The organism is Streptomyces sp. NBC_00878 (assembly GCF_026341515.1).
In the GTDB taxonomy this organism is placed as follows: Bacteria; Actinomycetota; Actinomycetes; order Streptomycetales; family Streptomycetaceae; genus Streptomyces.
The window spans coordinates 6,009,128-6,026,294 of record NZ_JAPEOK010000001.1 but is presented as its reverse complement, the minus strand read 5'-3'; the positions used below and the strand labels follow the sequence as shown (position 1 = coordinate 6,026,294).

Genomic DNA, 17,167 nt, shown 5'->3' with positions numbered 1-17,167 from the left:
GCAGTGCGTTGCACACACTGCCTGACGATCATGCACTCTAGAGACTTTCACTGCCTGGTGTCCGGTAGAGCCGAAGACCCGAAAGCCCCTGCCCCTGCCCCTGCCCCTGCCCCTGGCCCTGGCCCTGCCCCTGCCCCTGGCCGGAGGCGGCCGCCCTCGCCCGCTTCGGACAACGCGCGTCGGCGGGTGGCCAGTGTCCAGCCGGCGGCGGCGATCGCGGCCAGCGCGAGGGTGGCCAGCATCAGGGTGGTGTGGGATCCGGCGCTGTCGGCCGCCCGGGCGACCGGGTTGGGCGCGCCGAGCCGGTCGGCCAGCCAGCCGAGAGCCGCCGTGCCGGTGAGCAGCGCGCCGCCCACCCGCAGCGTGGGCTGCACCCGCCCCCGCATCCGCGCGATCACGAGCAGCGAGGGCAGGGCGAGGCAGACCAGCAGGAGCTGGACCAGCTCGATGCCCAGGTTGAAGCCGAGGAGACTGAACACGAGCTGTCCGGTGGACAGTTGCATCTCGGCGAGCACGAACGAGAACGCCATGCCGTGGCCGAGGCCGAAGACACCGGCCACGACCGCTTCCCGGCCCGGGAACAGCGGGCGGATGGCGTGTACGGCACCGACGAGGATGCTGGCGGCGATGAACGCCTCGACCGGCCGGCCGGGGAGCTCCAGGCGGCCGAGGGCGGTGGCGGCCAGCGCGGCGGAGTGCCCGACGGTGAAGGCGAGCGTGATGCGGCCGATCCGCCCGAGCGCGGCGCGGGCACCGACCAGCCCCTGCCAGCGTCCCCCGGTGGCGAGCAGGGGTGCGGGCAGCAGCAGGATGAGCAGGAACAACAGGTGGTCGGTGCCGGTGAGGATGTGGTCGCCGCCGAGTTCGACCATGGCGAGGAAGCCGTGCCAGGTGCTGCCGTCGCCGAGGTCGACGGTCAGTGGCGGGACGGTCATGTGCCGGACGTCGAGACGGACCGTACCGACCTGGGTGGCACTCCCCTCACCGACCTGACCGGCGGCCCAGTCCTGCCGTACGGACACCAGCGCCACGTGGGTGACGACCTGGTGGACGATCACGTCGTAGTCGAGGGTGAAGTGCCGTACGTCGGCGCCGGCCGGCGGGGTGAGGACGGCCTTGGCGATCAGCTCTCGGTACGGGCCGGTGGAGGTCTGCTCGGTGCTGCTGAGGCTCAGCGCGCCGATGCTGACCTGCCATGCCTCGCCCTTGAGGGTGGTCGGACGGATGTGCTTGCCGAGGTAGGTGCGGATGGCGGCGGCCTTGGCGGGCAGGGCGGCCGGTTCGATGCTGGTCACGTCGATTCCGCTGGCGGTGGAGAAGTCGGCGGCCGGCAGTTCCAGCCGCGCGGTGACCGATGCCTTGGAGACATCGAGCTGCACCACTGAATGCGGCATCGGGTGCGCGGCGGCCGGCGACGCCCCGAGCAGGAGCGCCGCCGGTACCGCGATCGCGATCCCGGCCACCAGGCGAAGTGCTGTGGTCAGCCAGTTCCGCGGTCGGGTCATGAGAACGTGAACTCGCTTCCGTAGTCGCGGGTGTGGTCCCGGTACACGGTGTGGTAGTGGATCTGGTCCCGGTAGACGAGGCCGCTCTGGCAGACGAACTCGATCCACACGCCGGGGCCGTCGATGCGCACGTAGTCGCCCTGGGCGTCCAGGCCGGTGCCGCCGGAGTAGCTCACGTAGGTCTGGTTCAGCTCACGCTCGTACGTCTTCATGAGCTGCTTGGCGGTGGCGTCGTCCACGTTGGCGACCCAGGGGTGGATCGCCTTCAGGACCAGCTGCTTCTGCTTGGCCGACAGCGAGCTGACCGGAATGCCTTCCTTGGTCTCCGGGAACTGGCCGTCCTCGCCCGGGCCGACGAGTACATCGCTGTACGACGTGGACAGCTTGGCCTTGGCCAGCTGTGCCGTGCTCAGGCTGCCGGTCAGCGCGAGCAGGCCGTCGCGCTGGGCCTTGAGGGGCGTGTACGTGGTGCCGTCGTCCGCGGTCCAGGTGGTCGGCTCGACACCGACGAAGTACGGGCTGGCGCCTGCCACCTTGCCCTTCTTGTAGGTGAGGTTCGCGGCGAGGTGGTGGCCGCCGAAGTGCAGCTGCCAGGTGCCGTCCGCCGAGGGGGTGCCCAGGAAGGCCATGAAGTAGACACCGCTGCCGTAGCCGCCCATGCCACCGCCGCCACCGGGACCGCCGGACGGCGGGGTACCCGTCGGGACGCCGGTGGCCGACGAGCTCGGGTCGGCCGAGACGGTCGGGTCTGCCGAGGGTGTGCTCGACGCGCCGTCCGTGGGCGACGGGGCCGGTGCTCCGGAGCTGGAGCCCTGCTCCGCGTTGAGCACGTCGTCGGCCTCAAGGATCTGCGCGATCTGGTCGTACCCGGTGCCCTTGCCGGTCCCCATGGCCGCCTTCAACACCTTCATGGCGGCGGCCAGTTGAGTGTCGGTCAGGGAGCCGAGCTGGATCCCGGGCCGACAGGTCGACCCGCACGGCAGGTTCGACCACGCCGTCGCGTTCGCCTCGGAGAAGTCGAGCAGCACCTCCGCCTGCTGGTCGGCGTCCAGCGTGTTCAGGAACGCGTTGGCGGCGCTGACCACGGCCTTGGTGCCGGTGGCGTGCTTGTCGACCGGGCGCTTGACACCCGCGGCCGATTTACCTGTCGGTACGTCAGTCGAAGCATTTGCCGCGACAAACCCGCCACCGACCAGCGCAATTGCCGCGACGGCACCGGCTATGCCTCGCCGAGTCCGCCGTGCACGTACTCGACGGGTTCTTTCTTTACTCACAAACAGCTCCTTTTGAGCCTGGAAATGGGCGTCCAGCCATGCGGGCAGGACCGAAGCGCGCAGCTGGGGCCCCGCTCGCCCACCCGCCACGATTGTTGACGATGTTATCGACACTCTTACCGAAATCTCAATGCATCCTCACGTGAATAAATTATCCTTAAATCACTCGGGCATAAAATTCATGGAATTCACTTACGAATTTGACAGGCTGCTCTTATTGCTTGAATAGAGTCTCCTGCTATCGCGGTCGGCAGGCAGGCAGGCAGGCTGGCCGGCCGAGCACCGGGGCCGGGGCCGGGGCCGCGCGGAACTGATCGCAAAAAATCGGCTGCTGTCCACTTCGGACGCCCTCGGACACCCTCGAACATCCCCGGGCACCCCCGCGCATCCCCGACTCCACGCCGCAGGCGGCTCGTTGATCAAGAAGACGTATCCAGCTCCTCGTCACAAGGCAGGCTCACGGCTTCATGGCAACCATCACCACGATCGAACTCGACGACGGCTCGCTGCTGCGTGTGGAGACGGCCACGCCGACAGCCACGCCGACGGCCCCTCGGCGGGCGCCTGCCGACGCGTACGAGCCCATCGGCCGACCGCGGCCCGCGCAGACGGCGGAGACGGTGGGAAGCGCCGCCGACACCCTGCGCGACGCGGTCGACCGGGTGCATCCGGCCGTCCAGGACGTCGTCGACTCACTGCGCGCGATGCCGCGTCGGCCCGACCGGATCACTTTGGAGTTCGGAGTGAAGGTGACCGCCGAGGCAGGTGTGGTGCTCGCCAGAACCGCCGCCGAGGCGCACTTCACCGTAGGCGTGGAGTGGGAGTCCACGGGAGGACGGGACGGGTCCGATGACGTCTGACGGTCTTCGGCCTGACAGTCTTCGGCCTGACGGCGTTCGGTCCGACGGTCTTCGGTCCGACGGTCTTCGGTCCGACGGTCTTCGGCTTCCCCCGGAAGCCCGCTACGAACGCGGCGCCGCCAGGGTGTTCGGCCCGGACGGAGAGGTCGCGGGAGCGGGTTTCCTCATCGGCGACGGGCTGGTGTGCACGTGCGCTCACGTCGTCCAGGAGCACGACGGCAGCCGCCCGGACCGACCGGTCACCGTCGACTTCCCGCTGCTCGCCGGGGCCGAAGCCGGCCCTCCGGTCACCGCCGAGGTGGAGTCCTGGCGGCCGGAGGACGACGTCGCGTTACTGCGCCTGGCCCTCCCGGTGGACGGCACGGAGCCACTGCCGTTCGTGGACGACAGGAGCGAGGAAGGGGGCGGGGAATGGGGCGGGGAGATCCGCTCCTTCGGCTTCCCCGTGGACGCACCACGCGGCGTGAACGCCACCGGCGTGCTGCGCGGTCGGCAACGGGCGGACCGACTCCAACTCGACCTCGCCGCCCACGGGGTGCCGATCGGTCAGGGATTCAGCGGCGCCGCCGTCTGGGACGTACGACGGAACGCCGCGGTCGGAATGCTCGTCACCCGCGGCCTGTACGAGCTCAGCGGCACCGCCTACCTCATTCCCGCGGACCAGTTGCTCGGGACGGAGGTGCGGGTGGAGTGCCCGTTCCGTGGTCTGGGCCGGTTCGAGGAGAGGGACGCCCGGTACTTCCACGGCCGTGGGCCGGAGGTACGGGCACTGCTGGAAGCGGTCGACTCGCGTCCTGTGACGGTGCTCGCCGGGCCCTCGGGCAGCGGGAAGTCATCCCTGCTCAGGGCCGGCCTGCTGGCCGAACTACGACGCCGGGGAACGCCCTCGGCGCTGCGCGCCCCTCAGCCCGCCGCAACTCCGACCATCCCGGATACGGCCATCCCGGATACGGCCATCCCGGCTCCCGCCGTCAGGGCTCTGGCCGTCAGGGCTCCGGCCGTCACGGATACGGCCTCCCCGAATACGGCCTCCCCGGATACGGCCACCGCGACTCAACCCGCTGCCGTGCCTCACCCCTCCCCCGCTCCGCCTCTCCCGGCCCCAGCGGCCACCGTGTTCGGGCACGCCGCCACCGCGCTCAGTCACGCCGACGCCTGGGTCGGCGAGGCAGTCACCGCCGCCTGGCAGGCCGCCGCACCGGACACCGAGGCCCGCCAAGAGCGCCTGAACGCCGTGCGCGAAGCCTGTGCCGGCCCGGAGAGCGCGCGAATCGCCCTGCGCGGCCGGCTCTGCGACGAACTCGGATCACACGGAGCCGTGCTCCTGCTCGACCAGTTCGAGGAGTACGCCGCCGCGGACCCGCACGCGGCGCTCCGAGCCTTCCGGACGCTGTCCGCCCTGACCGCCGCCCCCGATCCGGCACAAGGCGGCGGACTGCGCGTGGTGCTGACGGCGCGGCCCGCCACTCTGGAATCGCTCACCGCCGCCGACACCTCGGCATCCCTGAGCCAAGCGGTCACGTTCCTCGCCCCCATGACCACCGAAACGCTCGCCCTCACCGTCGACGAACCGGTCAGGGCCGTTCCCGGGCTGCGCCTGCAGGCCGGGCTGAGCGCCCGACTCGTACGCGACGCGGTCGACGAACCGGGCTGTCTGCCCCTGCTCCAGTTCACTCTCACCGAGCTGTGGCGCCGGAAGAGGGCCCATACGCTCACGCACGCCGCGTACGAGGAGATCGGCGGCGTCGGCAAGGCGCTGACCAGGCACGCCGAGGCGGCGCTCACCAAGTGCCTCGCGCAGAGCGGCGTGTCAGAGGACACCGCCCGTCGGCTCTTCCAGCGGCTGGCTCGTCCGGACGGCCGGGACAACTTCACCCGCCGAACGGTGATGACCAGCCAACTGCCGCCTGATCAAGCACAGTTGGCACGCATGCTGGCCGGACATCGCCTCCTCGTCTGGGACGTCACGGATGTAGCGAACGTAACCGACGCAACTGACGCAACCGACGTAACTGACGCAACGGGGGCCGCGGATCCCGGGCAGGCGGGCGGCACCGTACACGTCGTACACGAGGCGCTGCTGCGGGAGTGGTCGCGCCTTGAGGGCTGGCTGCGAGAGGGCGCCGGGTTCCTTGAGTGGCAGGAGCACGCGGCGCGTGAGGCGGCCGAATGGGAGGCCCTCGGGCGGCCGGCCGGTCTCCTGCCGCACGGGGTGCGGCTGGCCCAGGGTCTGGAGTGGCTGGCCCAACGGCCCGAGGACCTCACCACGGTGGAGAGAGCCTTCCTCGACGCGGGCCGACGTCGGCAGCGCCGCGGGCTGCGGCGCCTGTGGGCGGTCACCGGCCTGGTCACGGTATTGGCACTGCTGACGACCGGCCTCGCGGTGAACACCTACCGTGAACTCCGGCAAAACGAGCAGGAGTTGCGCACGGCCGCCGCCACCGAACTGAGTGAACTCGCCGACGAGGCGGCCGAGCAGTCACCGGACACCGCGTTCCGCTTCGCGGCGGGCGCCTGGTCGGCGCGGCACACACCACAGGCACAGCGGGCCTTGTTCGCCCAGTACGTCCGCGCGCAGGACACCGTATGGTCACGCAGCGGACTGTGGCCGGGTACGGCGAAATCCCTGCGTGCCACGCCGGACGGCCGCACTCTGCTGGTGGTGTCCCAGCCGAACGGCAGCTCCGCTCTGCAGATCACGGCCGTGACCGGCGCCCTCGACGGCACCCCACGGGCACTGCGCCTTCGGGGCGTCCCCGAGGACCTCGACCTGGAGAGCTAAGACGACGCGCTCAGCGACGACGGTCTGCACTACGCACTGGCGACGACGGAAGACAGGGTCCTGCTCTGGGACTTGACGGACCGTCAGTCCGGCAATCCGCGAGACCATCGCCCCAGCCCGCGTGTCCTGTCGGACCCCTTGGCCTTTCGAGGAGACGTCTACGCATCCTCCTCCGTGGACTTCTCCGAGGACGGCAGACGCGTACTGCGCTTCTTCCGGTTCCAGACCCCTCGCCCCGAAGACGCCGGACGGCACGCGCTGGCGCGCCTGTGGGACACGAGGACCGGGGACAGCCTGCCCCTCTCCCAACGGGCCGTGGCCCTGTACATCCCGGACGCGGCCTGGCTGCTCGGCCGAGGAGACCGTATCGCCGTCGGTGTCAGCCACCAGGTGCGGGCGGGGAAGGATCCGCTCTGGGAGCACTACCTCGACATCCACGACACAGCCTCCGGCGACCGCCTGCGCCGCGTCTTCGGGCCGGTACGGCAGTACTCGCTGCAAACCCTGGACCGGGGACGAGCCGCCCTGCTGATCGACGAACAGCGGGGGCCCGTCTGGTACCCCCTGACGCCCGAGGCGGACCGGGCGGGCGGCAAGCTGAACGCGACCCGATACTCCCGCGATCTGACCGGCACCCACGTCCTGGACCAGCGGAGCACCACCGGCGACACCGTCCAGACCCTGACGATCACCGACGCCCTGGACAACCGCCGCCGCTGGACCGCCGCTCTGCCGAGTACCGGCTCCACCATGGATCACATCGCCGTGAGCGGCCACGGCGACGGGCCGCGAACCGTACTCGCGGTCGTCGGGGACTCCTTGCTCCGGGTACGCCCCACGCCGATTCCCAAGCCCGTCCAGGGGGAATCCGCGTCCGCCACCGTCGACTTCGCCGTCTCCCCGGACGGCTCGCGCACCGCGCGCCTGTCCAAAGGCAGGCTGGAGGTATCGGGACCGGGCCGGCGGATCCGGGCCGCCAGGCAGATCTTCACGGACCGCGCCAGAAAGGAGAGCACCTACCTGCACGTGCTCTGGGTGACCCGCAAGGGCGGCGACGGGCTTCTCGTCTGGTCCGACGACTCCACCGAAGCGGCCTTGTACGACGCGAAGACGCTGCGCTCCCGGGTGCCCATCGGATGGGACTGCGGTCGCGGCAGGAACAAGGCGTGGAACCAACCGCAGGACATCGTCCAGACATCCGGCGGGGATCTCGCCCTGCTGTGCCTGGGCGACACACTCGTACGGCTCGATCCTCGCACCGGGGTGCAGAGCGGCGGCCCCTTGAACCTCGAACGCACCCCGCAGGAGCCCGGCAACTTCGCCCCCACCGGTCAGCTCGTACCGCGTCCGGGCCACCGTGACGAGGTGGCGGTCGTCACGGACGACTGGGCCGACCACGGCCGCGTCGAGGTCTGGGACGTACGGCGCGGCACGCGCACGGCCCGGCTGGAAGGCGCGCCGTTGATCTATACCAGCCAGATCCCGGAGCGTTGGATGGCGTTCAGCGCCGACGGTGACCGGCTCGCCGCGCTCGGCGGGGACCACCGCGTGGAGTGGTGGCGGGTCGACGACGAAAGCAGAGCAGGGCACACCCCGCCCCTCCCGGGCGCGGACGGGCTGCTGGGCATCACGTCCGACGCGACTCTGGTCGCCATGTCGTCGGACACCATCAGCCTGTTCTCCCCCTCGGACGGCGAACTACTCGGCCAGTTCGCCTGGCCCGGAAACAACTCGATCCGGGCCGGGCACCTCGTCGGCGACGCCCTGCGCCTGCTGGGAGACGAGGACGAACTGAGGATCCGCCTCTCCCCGTCCCACTGGCACGACGTCATCTGCGCCGCCACCCCCGGCGACTACAACCCCGCCCAGCGCGCCGAGCCGCGTCTGAAACAGGCACGGGAGACACCGCCGTGTCCCGCCGACTAGCCTTTCCGGGACGGGCGCGGCGCGGGCGGCGCGGGACCGCGAACCACCGAGGCAGGCCGCCAACCAGGTACGCCCGCCCCCGTACAGTCCGCCGGTCCGCCAATCCATCGGCCCGTCAGTCCGTCCGTCCGTCAGTCCGTCAGTCCGTCAGTCCGTCAGTCCGTGGAGCAAGCGCTCCGTTCTCGGCCAAGCCCAGCGGTTGATCAGTTGACCACTTGACCAGTTGACCAGGAGAAGAAACATGGACACCGAAGCCGGTCTCGGCTCCCTTCCGTACGTTCCCGGAACGGGGCGGCCGGTCCCCGAAGCCGAGCCGGGACTGGTGAAGCGATGGCATGCGGAGGGAGGCGAACTGGTCGAGCTGCTGTCCCAGGTGCGCGAGCGACTCGGCGGCGTCGCGGCGGTCCGCCTCGGGCCGACGCCCACGGTTCTCGTCACCGACCCGCAGGCGGTCCAGCACGTACTCGCCCGGCAGCCCGAGCGGTACGTCAAGCGCTCGCACCGCGCTCGTGTGCTGATCGGCGACGGCGTCATGGCCGCCACCGGGGCGGAGTGGAAGCAGCAACGCCGCTTGTTGCAGTCCCAGTTCACGGGTACCGGGATGCGCCGCTACGAACAGCGGATCATCGAGGCCGCCCGGACCACCGCGGGGCGCTGGGACGGGTACGCCCGCACCGGGCAGACCTTCGACCTCGGGCAGGAGATGCACCGCTTCGCCCTGGACGCCATCTGGCGCTCTCTCACCGGGCACCCCCTCGATGACGACACCGAGCGCGAACTGGCAGCCATCGAAGCCGTGGGGACGGCCATTCCGACTCTCCCCACCGACGCCGACGACGCCCGGGACGCCGTCGCGACCGATCTCGCCCGGATCGACGCGGTAGCCCGGCGCGCCATCGAGTCCGCCCACACTGGGTCGGCGGGACCTGACGGCCCGGGCCTGCTGCACGTCCTGACCGACGCGGCCGCCGAACGCCCCGAGTACACCGACCAGTTGATCCGCGATGAGCTGGTCACCCTGCTCGCGGCCGGCCACGAGACCACGGCCACCACCCTGACCTGGCTCTACCTGCTCCTCGACCGGAACCCCGCCGCCCGCGAAGACGCTCTCGCCGCAGGCGCCGAAGGCTCGGCGGAACGCCGCCAGGCCATCCAGGCCCTGATCCACGAGACACTCCGGCTGTACCCGTCCGCCTGGATCCTGCCCCGCCACGCCGCCGAGGCCGACACCCTCGCCGGCTACGCCATCGAGGCGGGCACCGACCTCCTGGTCTGCCCGTACCTCACCCACCGCGACCCCGAACTGTGGCCGGACCCGGAGCACTTCGACCCCCGCCGCTTCACCACCCCGGACGCCCGCCCCACCCACCCGGGCGCCTACTTCCCCTTCGGCATCGGCCCCCGAGCCTGCCTGGGCCTCCAATTCGCACTCCGCGAATCAACGGTCCTCCTCGAACACCTGCTACCGACCCACACCGTGACCCTCTCGTCCCGCCCCGAGAAGGCGACGTACGGAATCACAGTCCGCCCCGAAGGCCCGACGCCTGCGACGTTGGCACCGCCGCAAAAGCAAAAGCCCCAGGTCACGGCGAGTGAGTCCTGAGGCTTCCACAGAGCCGCCTTCGGGATTCGAACCCGGGACCTACGCATGACGAACCCGATAGAGGTCATGCCGCCCACGAGCCGGCCCCTGGACGGACGTTCAAGTCGACGTCGTCGGCACCTGCATGGACTTGCGGGAATCGGCAGCGGCTTGGTGCCACATGTGTTCCACGGCGCTCGCCCACAGGGTGGCGAGGTCTCCGGCCTCATCCAGGGCGCAGTCGGCGGTGACGCTGGCAACGACTTCGTCGCCGTACGCAAGGAACGCCACACCGAGGGCGTGCTCCCCATGGAGGAATTGTGTGACCACCACGGTTTCAATGGGGTCGGCTCCCACCGCCAGCCGTTCCGGAAGGCGCACCAGACCGGTTGTGTCCAAGCCGTTTCGGGCCTGCGTGCTCTGCCGGAGGAAGCGGTAGACAAGCCATTCCGGAAGACGCAGCTGGCCCCTGAGCACCCGCCGCGTTTCCTCGGTCCTGGCCGGAGCCGTTGCCCGGGAGATGGCGGTCACACGGGCAGGGGTGGAGTCTTCCCAGAACGACAACGGGATGCGGCAGGCGGAGAGTCTGTTGCCCACCATGAACCGTTCTTCTGGTTCACGCAGGCTGACGGGTAGACAGACGTGCAGGTCGCGCCCGTTCCGGCCGGATGCGATCCAGTTCTCGGGAAGCCACTGACGCATGGCATGTGAGAGAGCGGCCAGACAGATGTCGTTGGAGGTGGCTCCCATCGCCTGCCCGGTCTCACGCAGCCATGCCATGGGCACGGCAGCCGACTGGACCCGGGCCTTGCCTGTCAGAGGGCGTTGTGGCGACCAGGACAACGTGGGGCGCAAAGCCTCTACCTGATCCTTCAGGTTCTGGGCGATGGCACGCGCCGGGATGCGCTGCCACCAGGGCTGCCTGGCGGCCGGCGCGCCGGCGGCGGCGAGTGGGGCGATGGATGTGCGCGTTCCGAACAGTGTTGTCAGTGTGTCCATCATCGCCTGGCCGTCCTGGCCGGCGTGGTGGGAGCGGTAGAACAGGACGTACTCGCGGTCCGAGTAGCCGTGAATGAGCCAGATTCCCCAGCGCGGTGACTGCTCGGGCATGGGAAGGCAGAGCAGATCGTCGACCGCTTCCTCAGGGGTGGTGCCTTCGGCAAGCCGGACTTCATGCACATGATCGTGCGGGCGGAAGTGGGGGTCGGCCTCCCACACCGTGCGGCGGCCTCGCTTGCTGACCCGCCAAGCAAGGGTCGGCATGCGTCCGACACGGTCGGCGACCTGCTCCCTTACCCGGTGCACGGCTGGAGCCGGACCCACCGCGTGCATGATCAATCCGCTGTAGGGGCGGAACGAGGGGTGCTCTTGCTCGTATCGGAGAAAGCAGCTGTCAACCACATTCGGGCGTTGAATCATTCGGTGGCCACCAAAGAGGCAGGGCGAGGGCGCGCGTACCTCGCGTTGGCGTGTGTCTCCCCGTTCGCGCTGGACTAACTGCCGCCAAAGTGAGAGGTCACGTCCAGCGGGTGACATGCCGGGCCCTGACCTGCGGCTCTGCCGGGTGGCCTGCGGAGCAGCCGCCGCAGACTCAGGGCACGACCCCGAGGGCCTGGCAGCGCCCGGCTGGGACAGCCCTGGGAACCAGGTGGCGAGGCATGGGGCCGAGGTCGATGAGCGGTTCTGTGACGGTTACGTCGGCGGGGGCAGGAAGTCTTCCTTTGCGCACCACCGGATGACGGTTCCGCCCATGCTGAGGCCTGAGCCGAAGGCCACTGCGAGGATGAGGCTTCCCGGCTGGATCCGTCCCTCCTTCAGGGCTTCGCAGAGCGCGAGAGGAACGCTGGCTCCAGAGGTGTTGCCCATGTAGCCGGCGGTGACCACCGTTTTGTCGGCGGAGACTCCGACGCGTCGGAGGATCTTCGGGATCAGACGGGCGTTGGCTTGGTGGAGCACGATGAGGTCGGCTGCGTCGACACCGATCCCCTCCGCGGCGGCAACCTCCTGGATGAAGTGCGGAATGGTGTCGAGTGCGAAATCGCGCACCTCCGCACCGTTCATGACCAGAGCGTTGTCTCCGCTGAAGAGGTTGGCACGCGGGTCCTGGCTGGGACTGCGCCGCACGTGCGCGGTGTAGTACCAGTCAGGCATGGTTTTCAGGAGGGTGACACCGATTCCCCGTCCGGCCTCGCAGGGCTGCAGGAGATAGCAGGCCGCGCCGTCTCCGAAGATCGCTCGTGTGGTGCGGTCGTCGGTGGCGCAGATCCTGCTCATGACGTCGGTGAGGACCACGGCGACACACCGGTACTGCCCTGACGCGACATAGCGGGCTCCGACGTCCAGGGCGAATACGCCGCCCGCGCAGGCACCGCTGTTGACGTCGAAGCAGGGGACGCCGTTGAGACCGGCTTTGTGGGCGATGGCGGCGGCCGTGGCCGGGAGCATGTGATCGGGAGTTACCGTGCCGCAGATCAGAAGATCCACGTTCCGCAGGGGAACACCCGCGATGTCCAGCGCTTCCTGCAGAGCGGCCAGGCCCAGGTCGGATGCCTGCTGGTCCGGTGCGGCGATGTGGCGCTGATGGATGCCGAGGCGTTCGTCGATCCACGCGGCGGTGGTGTCGAGCAGCCCTTCCAGCTCCGCGTTGTCAAGAATCTCCTTCGGCAGGTAACCGCCGATGCTGCGGATGCCCACACTGGTGGGGAGGGGCGGGATCATGGTCTGCTCCTTCAATGTGTCGGCATGCGTGCGGTGTGGTCCGGCCGCGGGGCGCTGTCGTTGATCACCGGGTCGAGCACCCTGAGGGCAGGGGCAGCGAAGGTGCCGGCTCCCTGTTCTTCGGTACCGGGTGTTCCGCGGTCCGCCGCCCGGCGCCGACGTCACGGGCGCGTGAAACGGCGTCGTCCAACGGCGCTGCCGGGCGCCCGGGGAAGGGCGAAGCCACGCTGAGGCCTCCGTCGGCGACCAGCACCTGCCCGGTGATGTACGTGGCTGCGGGTGACAGGAGAAAGGCCACCAGCTGGGCGATCTCGTCGGCCGTGCCCAGTCTTCCCAGGGGGATGCAGCGCACCAGGTCGGTCTGGTCGAGGCCGGCTGCGGCTGCGTACTTGTCCAGTGAGTCGGTGCCGACCAGTCCGCCGCGCACGGCGTTGACCGTTACCTGCCGGGGCGCCAGTTCGCAGGCCAGATACCGGGCCCATGCCTCCAGTGACGCTTTCTCCGCCCCCATCAGGGCGTAGTGGGGCAGGGCCTGGGTGCTGCCCACTGAGGTCAGGACGACGATCGCCCCACCGCCGGTCATCAGACGCGCGGCCTCCTGGGAGGCCCGCACAAAGGCGTGCGTGTTCATCTCGTGGCTGAGCCGCAGGTGGTGTGGGGCCACCTCCGCCGCCGGGCGGAAGGAGGTGCCCGCGGCGTTGGAGACGAAATGGTCCAGGCGGCCGTAGGACTCGGCGGCCGCGAAGAGCCGTTGGATACCCGCCTCGGTGCTGACATCGGCCCGCACAGCGACGGCGTGCCCTCCGAGGTCGGTGATCTCACCCACCGTGTCTTCGGCGGCGGCGGTGTCTCGGCGGTAGTTGACGACGATGGTCCGCCCGGCCTGGCTGAGCCGCAGCGCCACGGCCCGGCCGATGCCCCGGGAAGCTCCGGTGATCACGGAGACGGTGTTACCGCCCATCAGGCGCCGTACCAGGTGGCGTACCAGGTGGCGACGGAGCCGCTCGGGGGGCTCCCGTAGGTGCTGGGGGGCGCGTCGCCTGCTGTGATCGTGGGATGCGTCATGGTGCCCTTTCGAGTGGCTGTGCGGCGCGTGCCGGCTCTCAGCGGCGGCCGCCGGTGTCCCTGTCAGGGGAGGTCCGGCGTTGGTGCAGGCGCATGGAGAGCCGGTGGGGTGCGAGGACTGCCTGGCAGGCGGGACGGACCTGCCGGCCGGGGGTCGGGCCGAGTTGCCAGTGCGCTGCGATGGTGGCGAGGGTCAACGTCGCCTGGATGTGGGCGAAGGTGTCGGCGATGCATTTGCGCGGGCCCCCTCCGAACGGCACGAACGTGCCGGGCGGGGGCTTGCCGATGTCTCGCCAGCGATCCGGGTCGAAACGGTCGGGCTCGGGATACAGGTCCGCACGCCGCTGGAGCTGATAGGGGCTGTAGATGACCGTCGTCCCGGCCCGCAAGTGGTGTCCCCCGAGCACGGTGTCGGTGGCGGTGGTGCGGGTCATCAGCGAGTCCGGCGGATACAGACGCAGGGTTTCGGTGACGACCCGGCCGGTCAGCCCGAGCGAGTCGAGATCGGTCAGCCGGGCAGCTCGGCCGACGAGGACGGTGTCGGCCTCGGCGTGCAACCGCTTCTGAATGTCGGGGTGAGAGCCGATCAGATGCCAGGCCCACGACAGTACGTTGGCGGTGCTCTCCACCCCCGCGAGGAGGAAGGAGATGACCTGGTCGTGGACTTCGGTGTCGCTCAGGAACGCCCCGTTGGCGTCCTGGGCGGTCAGCACGGACATCAGGTTGTCGCGGTCCCCCGCTGACGAGCGGTGGTCGCGGATCAACGTGTCGGTGATCTCGCGCAGTTCTCGTCGGGCTCGTTCGTAGCGGCGGTTGGCCGGAGTGGGAAGGCGGTGCAGCACAGGGACAGGCCACACCAGGCGCCGGGTGACGCCGGTGATCAGGGCGTCGATGTGTGCCTGCATGGCCGGAAGGCGGGAGCTGTCGGTGCCGGCGTCGAACAGACACCGGACCGTGACAGCGGTGGTGAGCTGGTGCATCGCGGCGGGCACGTCGATCGACTGTCCGTGACGCCATGGCGAGGTGAGCGCGGCGATCTCCTCGCTCATGAGGAGGGCATAGCCCGGCATCCGGTCACGGTGGAAGACGGGCTGGATCCTCCGGCGCTGCCGGCGGTGGGCTGCGGCAGGGCAGGTGCCCAGGCCGTTCCCGCCGATGTCGCGGAGCTTGTCATAGATCGGGCCGCCCTTGTCGAAGGTGCGGTCCGCGACCAGGAGCTGGTGGACCAGAGCGGGATGGCACACCGCGTACGCCGTGTGCGAGCCCAATTTGATGCGTACGAGATCGCCGTGGGCGGAGAGGGACGCCAGGAAGTCGAGCGGCTTGCGGGCGAACTGCGGGGCGTGTCCGAGCAGAGGCAGCGCACCCGGGCGGACCGTCTTGGTGTACGAGGGTGTCGCGGCCGTCGTCGTTTCCTGCGTGATGGCGAGGTGCGTGGCCTCGCGGCCGGTATCGCTTCGCATAGACGGGTCCTTCGGCTCGGACACAGCCGTGACGGGCTCGTGTACTCGGTCGACTGCTGTCCGTACGCCGGTGTTGTCCTGGTACGAGCCCAGGCGGGGGGTCGGGGAACTCGGCACGGCATTGTGGAGGTCGTGCGCGCTTGATCAACGTGACGGTGTCGTGCGTGTCACGCCTGTTCGGTTTCCTTCACACGCAGGAAGTAGAGGGTCCGGGGCACTGGACGTGGCCGGGCGGCGATGCGGACGGAGCCGGTGAGCGGGACGTGACCTTTCCCCCGGGCGGACTGTTGGCGTTGTGCCGCCCTCGTGCACGGCCCTGTCATCGCGAGGGCGCCCTCGTTCGCCCCCACCCTGCCGTTGGTGAGCCTTGATGATGCGACGCCGGATGCGGGATTGGCTGCGAGTCGTTGTTCAGCGGGCCCTCATCGGCCTGCCGAGGCCTGCCTGTCCGAGGGCCGATCCGCAGGCCGATGAGGCCTGTGGCTTTGACGAAGGATGCCGGTTGTATGAAGATGCGCGGGCCCGATGCGATCATGGCGTTGCTCCAGGAGAGCTGCCGCCTTCCGGTCACCGCCGCGGCGGTGACCGTCTTTCCCGGCCCGGCGCCGACACCTGAGCAGATGCACCAGCGGGTATGTCACCGCCTCGCACCGGTGGGGCGGCTTCGTCTTCGTCCGGACACCGATGGCGCAGGAAGGCTGCGACGCCCCTATTCCTGGCGTGTGGCGGAGAAGCTGGACGTCTCCCGTCATGTGACGCACGATCGCCTCCGCCCTGGTCAGCGCCTGGAGGACGCGGTGGCCGACCTTGTCCGCCGCAGCATGCCGGAAGCCGTGGGTGGCCCCCTGTGGGAGCTGCGCGTTGTGCAGGACGCCGCACCAGGGCACTTCGCTCTCGTGCTGCGCGCCCATCACGCTCTGCTGGACGGTGCCTCGCTGTTCACGGTGCTGCGTCTGCTGGGTGACGACCAGCCCGGCACCGCGCCGCCCTCCCCTGAGGGACTCGAAGCCGAACCGATGGTCTCCGCCGGCGTGCGGACCGTGGTTCATGCGGTCGCGGGCATGCTGCCCCCTGCGGGACGCTACCCGTGCAACGAGCCGGTGGACGAAGGCCGGACCATTGGGTGGCACGGCATCAGCGCCGACGTCATGGAAGCGGCCCGGAACGCGCTGCCGGAAGGCCGTACTTCGCCCAACAATGTGTTTCTGGCTGCTTTCACGGCGGCAGTGCGCGCCTGTCCGGACCTCCTGGGCCAAAGCCCGCGGCTCGACCGCGCATACGCCGCGGTGCCAGTGGACCTGCGTGGTCCCCAGGCGCCGTACGCGCTGGGCAATTACGTATCGGCCGTGCGTGTGCGCATGCCGCTGGAGACGGCCGACCCACTGGCCCGGCTGCGCGAAGTAGGGCACCAGATGCGGGAGAACAAGCGGCTGCGCAGAGCGGAGGGTATGGCATGGCTCGCTGACCACGTCGTCGGCCTGGGGGCCGCCGGAGCGCGAGTCTTCGTCCGCCGCCTGTTCGGGGGCCGTTCCCCGGCCACCTTCACCTGTACCTTTCCCCGGTGGGGCACCGATGCTCTGGTGCTGTACGGACGCACCGCCGAGTCCGTCATCGCCATGCCGAACCTTGCCGCACGCACGGGAATCATGGCATTGCTCAGCCAGCACGCAGACAGCTTCTACCTGTGCCTGGCCGCGGATGACGCCCACCGCGCCTACGCTCGCCCCCTCGCGGCAGCCTTCGTGGCCGAGATGCACGCGCTGGCCATGACCGGCGGTCAGAACCCGGCCGCCCCTTTCAGAGAACCGCGCGAAACGGAGCCGCCCGTCCCCATGGTGCCGGGTGAGGAAACCAACCTCCCCAGGTCGCCTTCCTGCGATCGGCAGGCAGCGTCTGACCCGCTGGAGGATCCGGACCGACACACGGCAGCCGCCGCTGACCATCGCGAGTGAGGCCCGTGCTTGAGCAGACATGAGCCACGGCGATGTCGCG

11 protein-coding genes are annotated in these 17,167 nt (G+C 69.8%); 5 read left to right on the top strand and 6 right to left on the bottom strand.

Annotation, left to right across the window (positions count from 1 at the left end):
- Positions 1-47 precede the first annotated feature (47 nt).
- Positions 48-1,505: a HupE/UreJ family protein gene (locus OHA11_RS26035; protein ID WP_266500254.1), complete on the bottom strand. Its 1,458-nt coding sequence runs from the start codon at positions 1,503-1,505 to the stop codon at positions 48-50.
- Positions 1,502-2,779, bottom strand: coding sequence for a DUF3500 domain-containing protein (locus tag OHA11_RS26030; RefSeq protein ID WP_266500252.1), 1,278 nt, complete (start codon positions 2,777-2,779; stop codon positions 1,502-1,504). Before OHA11_RS26030 ends, OHA11_RS26035 begins: the two co-directional genes overlap by 4 nt.
- Positions 2,780-3,246: 467 nt before the next feature.
- Here OHA11_RS26030 and OHA11_RS26025 point away from each other — a divergent pair, with 467 nt between their 5' ends.
- The 4 genes from OHA11_RS26025 (at position 3,247) to OHA11_RS26010 (ending at position 9,950) form a co-directional block, all read left to right on the top strand.
- Positions 3,247-3,639 (top strand): CU044_2847 family protein, encoded by a 393-nt coding sequence (locus OHA11_RS26025; RefSeq protein ID WP_266500249.1) that lies wholly within the window; start codon positions 3,247-3,249, stop codon positions 3,637-3,639.
- A gap of 124 nt (positions 3,640-3,763) precedes the next feature.
- Complete coding sequence (locus OHA11_RS26020) at positions 3,764-6,421, top strand: trypsin-like peptidase domain-containing protein (RefSeq protein WP_266500247.1); 2,658 nt, start codon at positions 3,764-3,766, stop codon at positions 6,419-6,421.
- Between the two features lie 138 nt (positions 6,422-6,559).
- Positions 6,560-8,347, top strand: a complete 1,788-nt coding sequence (locus OHA11_RS26015; protein ID WP_266500240.1) for a hypothetical protein — start codon at positions 6,560-6,562, stop codon at positions 8,345-8,347.
- Positions 8,348-8,588: 241 nt separating this feature from the next.
- Positions 8,589-9,950, top strand: a complete 1,362-nt coding sequence (locus OHA11_RS26010) for a cytochrome P450 (RefSeq protein ID WP_266500239.1) — start codon at positions 8,589-8,591, stop codon at positions 9,948-9,950.
- A 99-nt stretch (positions 9,951-10,049) separates the two neighbouring features.
- Here the strand turns inward: OHA11_RS26010 and OHA11_RS26005 are convergent, their stop codons facing one another.
- The 4 genes from OHA11_RS26005 to OHA11_RS25990 all read right to left on the bottom strand — a co-directional run bounded on the left by OHA11_RS26005 (position 10,050) and on the right by OHA11_RS25990 (position 15,175).
- Positions 10,050-11,348, bottom strand: a complete 1,299-nt coding sequence (locus tag OHA11_RS26005; RefSeq protein WP_266500237.1) for a wax ester/triacylglycerol synthase domain-containing protein — start codon at positions 11,346-11,348, stop codon at positions 10,050-10,052.
- A 273-nt stretch (positions 11,349-11,621) separates the two neighbouring features.
- A complete protein-coding gene (locus tag OHA11_RS26000) occupies positions 11,622-12,647 on the bottom strand; it encodes a 3-oxoacyl-ACP synthase III family protein (protein WP_266500236.1) in 1,026 nt (341 codons plus the stop codon).
- Between the two features lie 64 nt (positions 12,648-12,711).
- Positions 12,712-13,587 carry an SDR family oxidoreductase gene (locus tag OHA11_RS25995; RefSeq protein WP_266500234.1) on the bottom strand — a complete coding sequence of 292 codons (876 nt, stop codon included), beginning with the start codon at positions 13,585-13,587 and terminating at the stop codon, positions 12,712-12,714.
- 163 nt (positions 13,588-13,750) lie between these two features.
- Complete coding sequence (locus OHA11_RS25990) at positions 13,751-15,175, bottom strand: cytochrome P450 (protein ID WP_266500231.1); 1,425 nt, start codon at positions 15,173-15,175, stop codon at positions 13,751-13,753.
- Between the two features lie 506 nt (positions 15,176-15,681).
- On the opposite strand from OHA11_RS25990, the gene OHA11_RS25985 reads away from it, so the two are divergent.
- Positions 15,682-17,127 carry a wax ester/triacylglycerol synthase domain-containing protein gene (locus OHA11_RS25985; protein ID WP_266500230.1) on the top strand — a complete coding sequence of 482 codons (1,446 nt, stop codon included), beginning with the start codon at positions 15,682-15,684 and terminating at the stop codon, positions 17,125-17,127.
- Positions 17,128-17,167 lie beyond the last annotated feature (40 nt).